This window comes from Agarivorans litoreus, from assembly GCF_019649015.1.
GTDB classification, from domain to species: Bacteria; Pseudomonadota; Gammaproteobacteria; order Enterobacterales; family Celerinatantimonadaceae; genus Agarivorans; species Agarivorans litoreus.
Window position 1 is genome coordinate 3,733,951 of record NZ_BLPI01000001.1, and the last position, 13,257, is coordinate 3,747,207.

The 13,257-nt window shown below is 43.1% G+C and carries 12 protein-coding genes; 6 read left to right on the forward strand and 6 right to left on the reverse strand.

Going from position 1 to position 13,257, the window contains the following annotated elements; all coding sequences use genetic code 11:
• Positions 1 to 19 precede the first annotated feature (19 nt).
• The 6 genes from K5L93_RS17210 to K5L93_RS17230 form a co-directional block, all read right to left on the reverse strand.
• Complete coding sequence (locus K5L93_RS17210) at positions 20 to 2,143, reverse strand: methyl-accepting chemotaxis protein (RefSeq protein WP_220720922.1); 2,124 nt, start codon at positions 2,141 to 2,143, stop codon at positions 20 to 22.
• 169 nt (positions 2,144 to 2,312) lie between these two features.
• Positions 2,313 to 2,771 (reverse strand): PilZ domain-containing protein, encoded by a 459-nt coding sequence (locus tag K5L93_RS17215; RefSeq protein ID WP_246615123.1) that lies wholly within the window; start codon positions 2,769 to 2,771, stop codon positions 2,313 to 2,315.
• Positions 2,772 to 2,858: 87 nt separating this feature from the next.
• Positions 2,859 to 2,999, reverse strand: coding sequence for a hypothetical protein (locus K5L93_RS17220; protein ID WP_220720924.1), 141 nt, complete (start codon positions 2,997 to 2,999; stop codon positions 2,859 to 2,861).
• 36 nt (positions 3,000 to 3,035) lie between these two features.
• Positions 3,036 to 3,161, reverse strand: a complete 126-nt coding sequence (locus K5L93_RS20215; protein ID WP_281422575.1) for a hypothetical protein — start codon at positions 3,159 to 3,161, stop codon at positions 3,036 to 3,038.
• 137 nt (positions 3,162 to 3,298) lie between these two features.
• Positions 3,299 to 4,510 carry a glycosyltransferase family protein gene (locus tag K5L93_RS17225; protein WP_220720925.1) on the reverse strand — a complete coding sequence of 404 codons (1,212 nt, stop codon included), beginning with the start codon at positions 4,508 to 4,510 and terminating at the stop codon, positions 3,299 to 3,301.
• A gap of 2 nt (positions 4,511 to 4,512) precedes the next feature.
• Entirely contained in the window at positions 4,513 to 5,394 is an 882-nt protein-coding gene (locus K5L93_RS17230; RefSeq protein WP_220720926.1) for an HAD-IIB family hydrolase, read from the reverse strand.
• A 318-nt stretch (positions 5,395 to 5,712) separates the two neighbouring features.
• On the opposite strand from K5L93_RS17230, the gene phoB reads away from it, so the two are divergent.
• The 6 genes from phoB (at position 5,713) to K5L93_RS17260 (ending at position 13,168) form a co-directional block, all read left to right on the forward strand.
• Positions 5,713 to 6,405 carry a phosphate regulon transcriptional regulator PhoB gene (gene phoB / locus K5L93_RS17235; protein WP_137671459.1) on the forward strand — a complete coding sequence of 231 codons (693 nt, stop codon included), beginning with the start codon at positions 5,713 to 5,715 and terminating at the stop codon, positions 6,403 to 6,405.
• 6 nt (positions 6,406 to 6,411) lie between these two features.
• Positions 6,412 to 7,710, forward strand: a complete 1,299-nt coding sequence (gene phoR, locus K5L93_RS17240) for a phosphate regulon sensor histidine kinase PhoR (protein WP_220720927.1) — start codon at positions 6,412 to 6,414, stop codon at positions 7,708 to 7,710.
• A gap of 113 nt (positions 7,711 to 7,823) precedes the next feature.
• The gene (locus K5L93_RS17245; RefSeq protein WP_220720928.1) at positions 7,824 to 9,290 is read left to right on the forward strand and encodes an MltF family protein; all 1,467 of its coding nucleotides are present in this window, start codon (positions 7,824 to 7,826) and stop codon (positions 9,288 to 9,290) included.
• 163 nt (positions 9,291 to 9,453) lie between these two features.
• Positions 9,454 to 10,917 (forward strand): polysaccharide lyase family 7 protein, encoded by a 1,464-nt coding sequence (locus K5L93_RS17250; protein WP_220720929.1) that lies wholly within the window; start codon positions 9,454 to 9,456, stop codon positions 10,915 to 10,917.
• 246 nt (positions 10,918 to 11,163) lie between these two features.
• A complete protein-coding gene (locus tag K5L93_RS17255) occupies positions 11,164 to 12,138 on the forward strand; it encodes a PstS family phosphate ABC transporter substrate-binding protein (protein WP_220720930.1) in 975 nt (324 codons plus the stop codon).
• Between the two features lie 583 nt (positions 12,139 to 12,721).
• Positions 12,722 to 13,168: a tetratricopeptide repeat protein gene (locus K5L93_RS17260; protein ID WP_220720931.1), complete on the forward strand. Its 447-nt coding sequence runs from the start codon at positions 12,722 to 12,724 to the stop codon at positions 13,166 to 13,168.
• Positions 13,169 to 13,257: the final 89 nt, after the last annotated feature.

The window sequence follows — 13,257 nt, forward strand, 5'->3', positions numbered from 1 at the left end:
GTTTAGGGATGATGGTTGCTTATGCGGCTTTGGTTACTTCAAAGCGCTCGACCAGTTGATGCAGGCGAATAATTGAGTTTTTCACTAGCGTGGTTCGGCGAGTTAGTTGCTGTGATGATAGTTCTAAGGAAGAGGTCGTCACTTGAGCCTGTTCTGCTGTTTCGCTATGGCGTTCACTGTTGCCGGCAATCATATTAATGATGGTGAACATGCTTTCCACCGCTTGTTGTAGTTCGTCGCTGCGGCTGCCAGAGTCTAGCAGGGCAGAGCTTTGGTCTACATTTTTAACGCCTTGTTCCATGTAATCGACTGCCGTTTCAGTTTTAACACGCAGTTTACCCATGGTGTTGCCAATGTGTTTGGCAGCTTCTGAGGTTCGCGTGGCAAGATTTCTTACCTCGTCGGCCACGACCGAAAAGCCACGACCATGTTCACCAGCGCGTGCTGCTTCAATGGCGGCATTTAGCGCTAGTAAGTTGGTTTGCTCGGTGATCTCGGTAATTAGCTTCACTATGTCTTCGATTTGCTTCATTTCATCGTTAACTTGGTTAACGCTTTTGGCTGAAGCCTCAACAATGCGTTTGATTTCTTGCGTGTTTTCTACGGCATGCTGGTATTCGGTTTCGGCGTTTTCTACCATGTCGGTCATTACTTGCTGTAGGTTTTCAGCAGATTGAGTGGCTTTAACAATATCGCTTTGTTGGTGTTGCGCTAAGCTAAGCAGTGAGTCGATGGAATTAGACGTTTGTTGAGTACAATTATCAACCACTCCACAGCGACGCAACATGGAACTGCTCACTTGTTTAACCTCGTTAGAGGCATAAATGATACCGCCAACTACGCCTTCAAGGTTATCAATAAAGCTGTTAATCCAACGGCCTAAATCGCCAGTTTCGTCGGGTTTAAACTTATTAGCATCTAAGCGACGTTTTAAGTCGCCATCACCTTCGGCAATGGTTTGAATCACCCCACTCATGTTTTCTAAACGTCTCGCCAAGGGTTTGGCTACGACTTGTTTAAAACCAAAGAAGCTAAGGGCTGAAAATAACACCAGTAGCCCAGCAAGTTGATTAAAGCTAAGGGCGAATTGTTGAGCTATCACTAAAGGAGGTACAAGGCTAAAGAGTGAGCTTATTAAGTATTTGTTGCTTAACTTATGGCTTAGTGAGCGGTGGCGATATACTTCTTCAAGGTCGGCTTCACACATCATACCCCAGCGATCAAGCGAACCGCGCAGCTGAAAGGTAGTGCCTTTACCAATGACCGGAATGTGTCGGTAATCCGAATAGCCGGGGTAATCAATAAACAGGTTACTGCCATTTTTGATGGTTTCTCTCACGCCTGGGTGGAGCTCATTAGTGGCTGGATCAGTAAATCTAATTTCAAATTCGGTATGTTTGGCTACTTTTACTGTGCCCCAGTCGGTGCTCACACCAGACTTTAAGTTTTCTCCATGAGAAAAAGTATTGTCTTCAAAGCGTGAACGAGACAATGCGGTACCTGGCTTAATAGTCTGGTCAAAATTAGCATCCACCATGAAGATGTAATTGTCACCCGACTCACTATATATATGGCCTGCTTCACGCTGAATTAAGTCACCTAATACATCGTTAGGCACTCGGCCACATAAGCAGCCCACCACTTCACCGTTAACCTCCAAAGGCTGGTAGAACATTAAGGTAACTTGGTCATGAAATTTTGAGCTAGACGGGCCAGGGGCCAAGGTGCGTGGATCTTGATAAGGGCCGTGCAAAAATTGCTGGCTAAGGCCTTGCTCTAGGGCTTGTTTGCTGGCGGCTATTTGTCCGGTATGTGGCTTATAGCTACTGGCGCTAACCTTGCCTTGAGAATCAACAATAAACAGTTCAGAGAAGTCACTATTGCGGCTTAGTAACTGAGACAGAACTTCCGGTTGTTGTTCTAAGGGTTTGGTGGCGAGATAAAACATAGCATCTTGAAGAAAGTCCCATTGGGTATTAGCCCAGCCTTGTAAGAGTTTTACTCGTGTATTCGAGATGCTTTCAAAGGTTTGTTTTAGTTGTGGTTTGCGTTTTCGGTTTAACCAGCTCGCTTTACGCATCGCTAGCTTTCCGCTGTTACCAAAAATTGGTAACCAGTGTTTTTCTTGTTGTGTTAATTGCATAGAGTCTAAGTCCATTTATATTATTTTTGCATGTTTAAGCAAGAATAATGCCTTTGCATAAATATGGGGCTCTATACTGGTGCTCGTGGTGTGACGGGGGCTTACTAAGCTAATTACGAAAAATTTCACGCCGTAAAGTGGTGCGGGCGTGCCCATTTGGTGCAACCCTCTAGACGGCAAAGCTTGGGTGATTAAACATATTAAGCTTGTTGAAAATCGCTTTTAGCTGTTTATTGGCATCAAATTGAATGCCCACTCTCAATTTGTCGCTGGTTTGCTGCTGGCTTTTAATGGCGCCGTTTAACACTATTGGCTTTTCTGGGGTAAGTGGGAAACGTAAGATTATTTGTACAAATACCATGCTTAATCTTTGAGATGGCGCTGCTAATTCTATGCGGCAGCCTCCTTCCGACAAATCTAGTACCACGCCTTCCAACATATTGCTGGATGCTTGCTGCTCACTAATAACTACTGGTAGGTGAGTATTAATACGGCTTTCGTGGCGAAGCTGAATAAACTCGATCTGCTCTGGGTATTCAACAAATAACATAATTTGTGGCTTTTTGTTTATGGTGATGAGCTTGGTTTTAAAGGCCACACATAAGCCTGCATCACCCTCTACGATCATTCTTATCACATAGCTCTTACCTTCAAATATACGATCTTGTTGCTGGGCATAAATGCGTTGAGGCAGCGAAAAAGCAAAGTAAGCGCCTTATTGATAACCCACCAATTTGGCCTTAACACGTTGTTGCTTGTTTGCAGACCATTGAATGTCGACCATTGCGCCAGGACTTAACTTAGTTAGGGTATTTACAACGGTTGTTCTATCACTGGTGATTTGATGCCTACTCAAGCTGTGAACCCTCTTGTTATTGCCCTATGCGTTACTTTACTGATTAAATTGCGAACTTTGGCTACTGCGCGTGTTTAACCATTCTTCAGTCATAATCTCAAAATCTAGCGCTAATACTGTGGCTAAAAAAACGATCATTGCGGCCATTCGTTTACGATTCATTTTCATTACTTCCAGAGTGTTTATCTGTAGTGATTGTAATAAGGGATAGGATTTTAAATTGACTTTTTACGAATGCGGGGGCAATAAAAAAGCTTGTTCAAAGAACAAGCTTTTTTATTAAGCGTTAATCTGAAAATCTAGCAGTTATCAGCTTCAACGGCTTGGTATAAACGTTCCAAAAAGTCTGGCGCTGCACTTTGTACTCGGTTCCAACTTGGAATGAATGGTGTGGCTGAAGGATTTTCTAAGAAGGTTTCTCCGGCTTGCATTACCGCTTTGGAAAACAGTTCTACCGCATCTTCTTCTGAGTGGCGATCTAGGGTTAAACCGTTGATTAATGCGTCTGCATGGTAGTTCTCAATGAAATCTAAGGCCATACGGTAATAAGTCGCTTTTAATGTACGTAGTTTGCCGGGGCTGAATGTATGTCCTTGGGTTGCTAGTTTACGGATCACCGCTTTACTAATATCGGTAGCCATTTTAGCTAAGCCTGCGTCTAAGTTGTCTAGGCTTAAGTCTTGGTGCTTATGGTCGTAAACATCCGCAATATCTACCTGACAAATTCGGTTGGTGGAGTGATTGCGGTAAATTTCAGATAACACGCCTATCTCTAATCCCCAGTCTGATGGAATACGCAAATCATTTAGTACGTCTGACTGCATCGAAAACTCACCCGCTAGAGAGTAGCGGAAGCTATCAAGGTATTCTAAATAATCGTCGTAACCTTCAATTTTCTTCAAAGCTTTTAATAGTGGAGTCACTAATAAGCGAGCTACGCGGCCATTTAGTTTACCGTCTGCATGTCGGGCATAAAAGCCTTTGCAAAACTCGTAGTTAAATAGTGGGTTGGCTACCGGGTACATCAGGCGAGCTAGCATGCTTCGGTCGTAGGTAATAATGTCACAGTCGTGCAGACCTACTGCTTTGCTTTTACCCGAGGCGAGGGCGTAACCGAAGCAATACCATACATTGCGTCCTTTACCTGGCTCTTTAGGAGCGAGGTTATGTTCAGCCAGTTGGGCGTCTAAGGCGCGTAGGCGAGGGCCATCGTTCCATAAGATGCGCACGTGCTGCGGTAAGCCCGAGAAGTATTCTTTAGCGTAAGCAAATTGCTCTTCGGTGGCACAATCTAAACCAATGATGATTTCGCTTAGGTAAGGCACCTTTGCCAATTCTTCAACAATGGTTGCCAATGCCGGGCGTTCCAACTCCGAAAACAACGAAGGTAGAACCAAACTCATAGGTCTAACTTTTGAAAACGCTATGAGCTCCTGTTCTAACTCTTCAAGTGGGCGGTCAGTTAGGTTATGCAAGGTAGTCACAATACCGTTTTGATAAAAATCAGCCATGGTTATGCTCCATTAAGTAAGGAATTTAAAATTTGTTGCATTGATTGATGCCAGCCATGCGGACCTGGGTGAGGTGCTAGGCAAGAATTGGGGTGATTAATTACTAGCGCTTGAACATGTTTACGAGGGATGACAACTGGGATGTCGGCTTGTTCTAGCATGCTTAGGTCGTTTTCGCTGTCACCGAGAGCAATATTGGTGAAATTACGATTAAAATGGCTTTGGTAAACCTTGTTTAGCCAGTGCATGGCATCAGCCTTATCAAACTTGGCCTTTACGTGATAAAAACGACCGCCTTTTACTACCGCCAGATTGTGATCGGCAAGCTTTTCGGTAAATACTTTTAACTGAGCATCGCTGTCGTTCCACAACAATGGTTCTGAGGCCATTCGTTGTTTTGCTAATTGCGCTTCGTATTTTGCCAAACCAGTATTAAGCTGTACTTCACTTAGGTTCATATCGTTAAAGCCCTGAAAGCGAAAGTGATATTGCTGACGTAAAACGCTCAGATATTGGCAAATATCTGGGTAGCTAGGGCCAAAGGTCTTAATTTTCCAATGCTGTTTACCAACATTGATCGGGGTTAACTGTTCGTGTTGAATTGGGCTATCAGCAGGAATACATACAGCAGAGCCGTTTTCGATGGCAAAAGGTTGCTGTAAAGCCATTTTCTTCTGAAGCTCTAATACTTCCATAAAGGTTTTGCTGGTATTAAAAATTACCGGCACTTTTAAAAGTTTTAACTGATTTAAACTGGGTATCGCAGCCTCAAAACTATAACTATCATGGTCTAACAAGGTGCCATCTAAATCCGTAAAAACCAGTAAGCTACTGGCAGTGGTGTATAGCTCTGTTGACGATAGTTGCTTTGCTAAATACTGCATGCTGCCCCTAAATTTAACTGAGTGAATTTTCATTAAACGAAGCACGAGCAATGCCAGACAGGTAAAAAAGTTATACCTTTAACTGTATAAACTCATATTTATCAGTAGGTTGTTAAGGCTTTTGTGTTCATCATTTTAGCTGAGAGGCAGTGGCTCACCGCCCTTTGTTGGTGCAAGCTTAAGAGTTTGTTGCTACTTTGCACCAATATGGCTAGCTGCTGTATTTAGTTAAGCCTTTGATTTACACTTGTTGTTGTCATAAATCTGTCATTAATACGTCGCATAATTGCCACAGTTTCTTAGATTGAGATGAATGTGATGCCCAGGAAGATACTCGTTGTAGAAGATGAAGCTCCAATCCGCGAAATGCTATGCTTTGTATTAGAGCAGCATGGTTATGAGCCGATTGAAGCCGCCGACTATGACCAAGCTATAGCTAAACTAACAGAACCTTACCCAGAGTTAGCACTGTTAGATTGGATGTTGCCAGGTGGCAGTGGTATTTCAATTATTAAGCACATGCGTCGCCACGACCTTACTCGTCAAATTCCGGTGATTATGCTTACCGCCAAAGGTGAAGAAGAAGACAAGGTTCAAGGTTTAGAAGCTGGTGCAGATGATTATTTAACTAAGCCATTTTCGCCTAAAGAGTTAATGGCGCGTGTTAAAGCGGTAATTCGCCGCATATCACCTACTTCATTAGAAGAAACCATTGAAGTACAAGGTTTACGCCTTGATCCGGTTTCTCACCGTGTTAGCGTTGAAAATGAACCCTTGGATATGGGGCCAACAGAGTTTAAGCTACTGCACTTCTTTATGACTCACCCTGAGCGTGTTTATAGTCGTGAGCAGTTGCTCAACAACGTTTGGGGTACTAACGTGTATGTGGAAGATCGGACAGTGGATGTGCATATTCGTCGCTTGCGTAAAGCTATTGGCCTTCAAGGATATGACCGTTTAATTCAAACTGTACGAGGTTCCGGTTACCGTTTTTCAACTAGGGTGAAGTAAATACGGATGTTTGTGCCTTTCTCTTGGCAACGAGTAATGTGGCGAGTGGCCTTGGTGTACTCGCCTTTATTTGTTCTGGGTATGTTTACCGGTTATACCCTAGAAATGTGTTTGTTGGCAGCGGTCATTCATATTGTATGGATGTACACCCAACAGCATAAATTGCTTGATTGGTTATATAACCAACGAAAGTTATCCCCTCCGCATGGTTCAGGCAGCTGGGAGCCGGTGTTCCACGGCATTTATAACATGCTTAAACGCCGTTTAGGCCGTGAACGAGAGCTAGCCCAATTGATGAAGTACTTTCGTTTGGGCGCCGAAGCTTTACCCGATGCCATTGTTGTGATTAATCAAGATGGCGCCATTTTGTGGTGTAATCAGTTAGCCCAAGGCATGCTTGGTTTAAAGTGGCCAGCCGATGCTGGGCAGCACCTAACCAACCTTGTTCGTACTCCAAAGTTTGTTAATTACCTGCGTAACGCCCGTTTCGACCAACCTCTTGAAATAGTTAGTCCTGTGCAAAGTAATGTGTGGTTAGAATTTCGCGCCATGCCCTATAGCCAACAACAGTTGCTTTTGGTGATTCGGGATGTAAGCCAGTTACGTAAACTTGAAAAGATGCGTAAACGTTTTGTATCTAACGTTAGCCACGAGTTACGCACACCATTAACGGTAATGCGTGGTTATTTAGAGATGCTCGACCAAGATGAAGTTGACCCAATGATTTGGGGCAAAGCGCGCAACACCATGTTGGACCAAAGTTGCCGCATGGAGAACTTGGTTAATCAACTGCTTACTCTGGCCAAAATCGAATCAGCCTCAGTGGAAGATAATCAAGAGACCATCAACTTCTCGAGCATGGTGGCTAACCTAGAGGCAGAAGTGGCCGGTTTGGCAAAAGGTAAACAGTTAAGTTTTAGTTTTGATATTGCCCCAGAGATCGAGATAAAAGGTGATCGTGAACAGTTGCGTAGTGCTTGCGGCAACCTAGTGAGTAATGCCATTAAGTACTGCGGGCAACCCGGCAAAATCCAAGTAAGTTTATCGTTGATTCCGCAGGGCGCGTTGTTTTTGGTTAAAGACTCAGGCCCGGGTATTGAACGTAAACACCTACAACGCCTTACCGAGCGTTTCTATCGTGTAGATAAAGCGCGTTCTCGCGATACTGGTGGTGCTGGCCTTGGTTTATCTATTGTTAAACATGCGCTGCAACACCATGATAGCCAGCTTAAAATCAAGAGCAGCGTGAGCAAGGGCAGTACCTTTAGTTTTATCATTCCTCGTAAACTGTTTATCCAGCAATAATCCACTTGGTGAAGCCAGCAAATTGTTTGGCTTCACAGCTTTCAATTCTGCAGATACTTTTTGAACAATTGATCTTATACTGAAGTATAAGTTTGATTTGTAATGGTATTCCTTTGAAATTACAGGGTCTTTTACGCAATTTTATCTTAATGCTGAGCATGGCTTGGCTCGTCTTATTCACCTTGCCTAGTGCAGCGGTGGAAGACGAGGTGGAGCTTCCAGAGAGTAGCGATTTACTGCAATTTCCTTTTTTCATCCGCGAGCCTTTTGTTGGTGATTTGCCTGAAATTAAGCAGCGCAAAATCATTCGTGCTCTGGTCACCTACGGAAAGTCAGATTTTCATTTAGCCGATGGTCGTCCGCTTGGCATTCAAATCGAGTTGCTGCATTTGTACGAGAAGTTTCTCAATCAAGGTGTTAGGCGTGATGTAGATAAAACCAAAGTTAAAATTGTACCAGTGCATTTTGACCAGCTTATTCCCGCGTTAGAAGCGGGCCGAGGAGATGTGGTTGCCGCGTTTTTAACCGCAACACCCGAGCGTAAGAAACAACTGCGTTTTGCCTTAGGTAATGCAGAAGGGGTGAGTGAAGTATTAGTGAGCAATAAAGATGCACCTAAGGTAAACAGCTGGGAAGAACTGTCGGGTAAAAAGGTTTACGTGATGGATGGTAGTAGTTATGCCGAGCATTTGAAAGCCCTTAACTTCACCTTAAAGCTGCGCGGCGTTAAACCGATTAAAGTAGTTGAAGCCGATGGTAACTTGTTGTCTGAAGATATTTTGGAGCTGGTGAACGCGGGAGTGATGCCTTATACCATTATTGATGATTACAAAGCACACTTGTGGGAAAAGGTGTTTAAAGACATTCGGGTAAATGAGCAACTTACTACCAGTCGCAATCAAAGCTTAGGTTGGGCGGTAAGAAAAACCAATCCGAAGCTACAAGAAAACTTACAAGAATTTGTAGATAAACAAGTTAAGCAGGGAAGCTTGCTAGGTAATACTTTGCTTAATCGCTATTTCGACCATACCGCTTGGATCAATCGCTTAGCCAATTCTGAAGATCGAAGGCGTTTTAATCGTTATGTACCATTTTTTAAAAAGTACGCCAATGAGTATGACTTTGATTACTTAGCGATTGTTGCTCAAGGTTATCAAGAGTCAGGTCTAGATAATTCAAAAGTTAGCCATCGTGGGGCGCGAGGCATTATGCAGTTGCTACCTTCTACTGCCAAACAGATGGGCTATAACGATTTAAGTGATCCTGAGCAAAACATTGCCGCTGGAATTAAATATTTAGACTGGTTACGTAAACATTATATTAATGAAGAAGGGATAGAAGACAGTGAGCGCATGGCCCTCATTTGGGCGGCCTACAATGCTGGGCCCACTAAAATGAACAAAATGCGCCGACTCACTAAAGAAATGAACTTGGATCCCAACCTATGGTTTGGCAATGTGGAAATAGCAGCAGGGCGTATTATTGGTAGAGAAACAGTGCGTTATGTCTCCAACGTTTACAAGTATTACATCGCCTATACCTTAGCCTTAGATTTAGAGGGCGACAGAAAAGAGGAGTAGCGCCTGCTTTTGGGTGAGTGAGTTAATCGGAAAGCGAGCAGAAATGCTCGCTTTTTTTAGCTGGTTCACAAGCTGGATAATTGTTTTAGCGAGTAGATTGCCAATCTTATTTCATAAATATAGTATTGTAATACATTTGAAGTTGTTATGGACAATACTTAGTATGAAGTTGATTGGAAAGCCCCTTGGCTTGGTGTTGCTGTTATCTTTGGCCGGGTGTGGTGGTTCTGCGGATACCGCTGGAGTGACTGATCCTGGCAATGAGCCAAGTACGCCCGAAGAGCCAACGGCTCCTGAGCCACCCACTGACCCAATAGATCCAAGTTGCCTTAGTCCTAAAGTGTTAAGCATTAGCAAAGCCAGTGATGATGGAAACCATAAAGTGGGCTATGGGCCGGAGAACTCTATTGACGGTAGCTATGACAGCGAGTCGCGTTGGTCGTCGCAAGGGATTGGTAAGCAAATAACCTACAGCCTAAGTAGTCCTTCAATTGTTACGAGTATCAACCTTTATTGGCTGAACAATACCAGTCGGTTTGCCTATTATGACTTAGCGATTTCTACCGATAATCTGCTGTGGCAGGATGTGGTGACAGGCGGAATGTCTGACAAAGCTACCGGCAGTGCAGAAGTAATTACGCTTACAGAAGAGTTAATTGAAAACGTTCAATACTTACGCTTAACCGGTAACGGCAACTCAGAGAGTAATTGGAATAGTATTATTGAAGTGACTGCAGAAGGCTGTAATGACGAAGTCATTGCCGAACCGGTTGAAGATCTTAACCCATCTTTACCGCCATCAGGCAACTTTGACTTACAAGATTGGTACTTGAGCATACCTACTGATACCGATAACTCTGGCACAGCAGACTCGATTAAAGAGTCTGATCTAAACAACGGTTATGAGAACAGTGAGTATTTCTACACCGGATCCGATGGTGGCATGGTATTCAAAACCCCTATCTATGGTTATAAAACCTCCGCTAATACTACTTATGTTCGTACCGAGTTACGTGAAATGCTACGACGTGGTGATACCAGCATTAGTACCCAAGGTGTAAATAAAAATAACTGGGTATTTTCTAGTGCGCCTAGCAGCGCGCAAAATAATGCGGGTGGAGTGAACGGTGAACTGTTTGCCACATTAGCGGTAAACCATGTCACCACTACCGGGGAAGATTATCAAATTGGTCGAGTAATCATTGGTCAAATTCATGCTAATGATGATGAACCGATTCGTCTTTATTACCGTAAGTTGCCTAACAATGATAAAGGGGCTATCTATTTTGCTCACGAGTCACGAAATCAATCTGATGATGATTGGGTGGAAATGATTGGTAGCCGAAGTGATACCGCGAGCAATCCTTCCGATGGTATCGCGCTAGATGAGAAATTTAGCTATCGGATTAAAGTTGTCGCTAATACCCTAAGCGTTACCATTCTTCGTGAGGGGAAAGCTGATGTTTCTGCTAGCTATGATATGAGCGACAGCGCTTACGACGACCCAGACCAATATATGTACTTTAAAGCTGGGGTATACAATCAAAATAAATCTGGCGATGTTGACGACTACGTGCAAGCCACTTTTTATGCTTTGAGTAATTCTCACCAAGGTTATAATCCTTAAAAGTAGAGGCTCGGTAGACTATCTACCGAGCTTTTCCAGCTGCTTGAACAAAAAAACGCTATTATTTTCTGTATTTAATTATTCGCTAATTCAATCACTTATTTTCAATGTCTGGTAAAAAAGACAGTTTTTTTACGAAAATAATAGACTGACATATAACTGTCACACTGTAGAAATATAATTGTCATCGAATTCACCAATACTACATGACGAAAATAACTCAACGCGTCATTTATGGAGATAAAGATGACATTTAAAAAATTGCTTAGTGCAGTAGCTATTTCTGCCTCATTGGTAACAACTACCGTACTTGCAGCTGGCCTGGATGCCACTCTTCCTGAATACAAGAAAACAACTGGTGTTTCAGGTAACCTTTCATCTGTAGGTTCTGATACTTTAGCCAACATGATGACTTTGTGGGCTGAAGAGTTTAAGCGTGAATACCCTAACGTAAACGTACAAATTCAAGCTGCTGGTTCTTCTACTGCTCCTCCAGCGTTAACTGAAGGTACTTCTCAGTTCGGCCCAATGAGCCGTCAAATGAAGAGCAAAGAAGTAGAAGCTTTTGAAAAGCGCTTCGGTTACAAGCCAACTCCAGTTCGCGTAGCTATCGACGCATTGGCTGTATTTGTTCATAAAGACAACCCAATCGAAGGTTTAAACCTAGCTCAAGTTGACGCTATCTTCTCTTCTACCCTTAAGTGTGGTGAGAACGCTGTTGTTGACCGTTGGAGCCAAGTTGGCCTAGAAGGTTCTTGGGCTGATAAAGACATTCAATTGTTCGGCCGTAACTCAGTATCTGGTACTTACGGTTACTTCAAGAAGAAAGCACTTTGTAAGGGTGACTTCAAGAACACTGTAAACGAACAGCCTGGTTCTGCTTCAGTTGTTCAGTCAGTATCTTCTTCTTTGAACGCTATCGGTTACTCAGGTATCGGTTACAAAACGTCTGGTGTTAAAGCGGTTGCTTTAGCTAAGAAAGGTAACGACTACATCGAAGCTAGCCTAGATAACGCTGCTTCTGGTAAGTACCCACTATCTCGCTTCTTATACGTTTACGTTAACAAGCACCCTAACAAGCCATTAGCACCAATGGAGCGTGAGTTCCTAAAAATGATTCTGTCTAAAACAGGTCAAACAATTGTTGCTAAAGACGGTTACGTACCACTACCTTCAAAAGTAGTTATGGCTGACCTAGAAAAGTTAGGTATCTCTCTATAATCTGAGAGTAGCTAGGGTCTGTTAACCTTTCGCGGTTAAGTTTTGTTCGAGATAAAATCGTTTTAGGTGAGGCAAGGAGTGTGTAGCCTAGCAGTTTAGGGAAACACTCATTAACAAAGCATAAAACGATTTTAGCCGAACCCTTCGGGCAGCGTTTGTAGTTCATTTCTACTGCGTTATCGGCTTCTCATGTAGGTAAGTACACGTCAAAGCCTCTGCCTTGTATAAATAAACTACAAACTGCTGCAAAAATCAGCTCGAAAGATTAACAGACCCTAAATAAAACCTCGCTGCGGCGGGGTTTTTTGCTTTTAAGTCTCCACAAAAGCTCGCCATCAGCGCTACCTGCAAGCAATTTTATTGAACTTCTCAAGCCTTGCCGCCGTACTTTAGATACATCTCTAATGTCCATCAGACTAAGTAAGTGATCAGAAATAGCGCAGCAAAAATACTCGATAATAAGACAGAAATTTTCGATAAGTAGTTATTCTACAATCAAAAATTCTAGCGCAGTTATCGAGTTTTCTAAGCAGATTGAATGACCCGTTATTTAGTACGGTTGGTATAAAAAAAGGAAATAACTATGAAACTTGTTATTTTGCTGCTTGGTCTGTTTTTGGCTTCACAAGTGAATGCTGCTGGAAGTGGCCGATATGAATCTCAAAAGAGCAGTAAGCCGCTTAGCGCTGCTGAAGCCATGCTTAGTGAGCAAAACTATCTTCAAGCTAGCGAATGGCTCAGTGACTATTTGCAAAGCAAAAAGGGTCGCCGCTCAGCCGATGCTTGGAACCTACTAGGCTTTAGCTTACGTAAGCAAGGCCACTATCAGCAGGCTTTATATGCTTATCAACAAGCCTTATCTATCAAACCTTCCCATCTCGGCGCTTTAGAGTATTCAGGGGAACTTTACTTGAGTTTGCAAGAGCTAGCGCGAGCGGAACAAAACTTAGCGCGTTTAGAGCAATATTGTGGGAACTGCCAAGAACAGCAACAGTTAGAATCGGCTATTTCTCGCTATCTTTCTGAATAATATAGATTTTGTCGCTAATCGGCGACGTGTTAGCTTTGGTGGTAAATTTTGAGAATGCAGTTTATTTAGTGATTTATAGCGATTTAGTA

Bases quoted from the DNA above. Each gene is read 5' to 3' on its own strand.
- K5L93_RS17210 (WP_220720922.1), bottom strand. From the start codon at position 2,143: ATGCAATTAACACAACAAGAAAAACACTGGTTACCAATTTTTGGTAAC.
- K5L93_RS17215 (WP_246615123.1), bottom strand. From the start codon at position 2,771: ATGATCGTAGAGGGTGATGCAGGCTTATGTGTGGCCTTTAAAACCAAG.
- K5L93_RS20215 (WP_281422575.1), bottom strand. From the start codon at position 3,161: ATGAATCGTAAACGAATGGCCGCAATGATCGTTTTTTTAGCCACAGTA.
- K5L93_RS17225 (WP_220720925.1), bottom strand. From the start codon at position 4,510: ATGGCTGATTTTTATCAAAACGGTATTGTGACTACCTTGCATAACCTA.
- K5L93_RS17230 (WP_220720926.1), bottom strand. From the start codon at position 5,394: ATGCAGTATTTAGCAAAGCAACTATCGTCAACAGAGCTATACACCACT.
- phoB (WP_137671459.1), top strand. From the start codon at position 5,713: ATGCCCAGGAAGATACTCGTTGTAGAAGATGAAGCTCCAATCCGCGAA.
- phoR (WP_220720927.1), top strand. From the start codon at position 6,412: ATGTTTGTGCCTTTCTCTTGGCAACGAGTAATGTGGCGAGTGGCCTTG.
- K5L93_RS17250 (WP_220720929.1), top strand. From the start codon at position 9,454: ATGAAGTTGATTGGAAAGCCCCTTGGCTTGGTGTTGCTGTTATCTTTG.
- K5L93_RS17255 (WP_220720930.1), top strand. From the start codon at position 11,164: ATGACATTTAAAAAATTGCTTAGTGCAGTAGCTATTTCTGCCTCATTG.
- K5L93_RS17260 (WP_220720931.1), top strand. From the start codon at position 12,722: ATGAAACTTGTTATTTTGCTGCTTGGTCTGTTTTTGGCTTCACAAGTG.